Source organism: Rhizobacter sp. P3_B12 (genome assembly GCF_056402895.1).
This window is the reverse complement of sequence record NZ_JBFUGN010001337.1, coordinates 1-1,306: the sequence shown is the minus strand read 5'-3', so window position 1 is coordinate 1,306 and position 1,306 is coordinate 1. Positions and strand designations below refer to the sequence as shown.

Annotated in this window: 1 protein-coding gene; it reads left to right on the top strand. The window is 57.8% G+C overall.

The features are described from left to right. The first annotated feature begins 650 nt into the window (after positions 1-650). Positions 651-1,160, top strand: coding sequence for a hypothetical protein (locus AC1D01_RS35025; protein WP_477874173.1), 510 nt, complete (start codon positions 651-653; stop codon positions 1,158-1,160). The last annotated feature ends 146 nt before the right edge of the window (positions 1,161-1,306 follow it).

Genomic DNA, 1,306 nt, shown 5'->3' with positions numbered 1-1,306 from the left:
CGGCCGAGGCTGTGTGAAAACTCGCCGCGTTGAAGGTCGCCATCGAAATCGACCTCCCAGATCGCTCTGTATTCGACGATCGACATTCAGGTAGGGGTGAGAAGACCCCCAAAATGCTTCGAGTCTTGAGTTTTCACACAGCCTCGGCCATTGGCTGCCTTCCGCCAGGGGGCTCCTTTCGGACCGCCTGGAGGTCGAAAGAGTAGTCGCCATAGCCGACGGCGGCTGCGCCACGATTGCGGTGGCTCGCGCCCGTGTTCGAATGGCCTACAGCCGCACCACAGTTGACCAACCGGCGGCACGGAGAAGCGACATGAGATTCATCGCGCAACCGTTGCCCGGTGCTCTGGTCATCAGCTGGATTGCACTGGTAGTCGCGGGATGCGCCGCCGAGACAATATCTCGACGTGACTACGGGCCGCCCCAAGGTTGCCTACGGGCGGCTGGCTGTAAAGCTGGGTCGAACATCACAACGCATGCAAAGTTCTTCATCAGATTTGGCAACCATATCGGCTCGATAGACTTCCAATCAAATAGTCAAATGATTCTGTTCTACCGACGGACATTTAGCCCTTCAATCGAGAGGACGTCACACGGCAAGCCGGGCGCCGCCTCTCATCTCAACGTTAGGTTCCTCTGTGGCGTCGATGATGATCAAACATACCCTGCGGCTCTTGGCACTTACTCTAGTGTTCGTCTTTACGACGACGAATGCGCAGGTGGAGCAAACATGGCTAGATCTGCTGAGGCAAGGAAACTTCAGCCGCTTGGAGGCACAGACCGTCGCGTTCCAGAAGCGCTTCACGGCCGGACATGAGTCAGAGTTCGCGCTCCGGCAGATCTATCGCTCGTTCTATGAGCTTACCGAACGAGATCTGCTCAGGCTCGACGAGTGGCAGGCAGCTCAGCCAAAGTCCTATGCGGTGCGACTCATTCGAGGAACCTACTTCAAGCGCGCGGGGTTCAGTGCCCGCGGCGAGGATTCGGCGGCCCGCACTCTACCTGAGAACTTCGCCGCGATGCGGAGGCTTCACGCCATTGCTTTGCCTCAGCTTGAGGAGTCGCTCTCACTGGCGGAACAGCCCTATCTGAGCGTCTTTCACCTACTGGACCTACGCGACGGAAACCGGCCGGTTCAGAAAGCACTCTTAGACTCCTGACGTGGTCCAATTCTGATGGACACCTCGATGGGAGATTTTCCCGCAGAGGACGAGAAGAGCATGACCGAGAAGAAGAGAGCCCGCCGGGCATTTGATGCGGCGTTCAAGCTGCAAGTGGTTCGCATGGTGCGAGACCAGGGATTGAG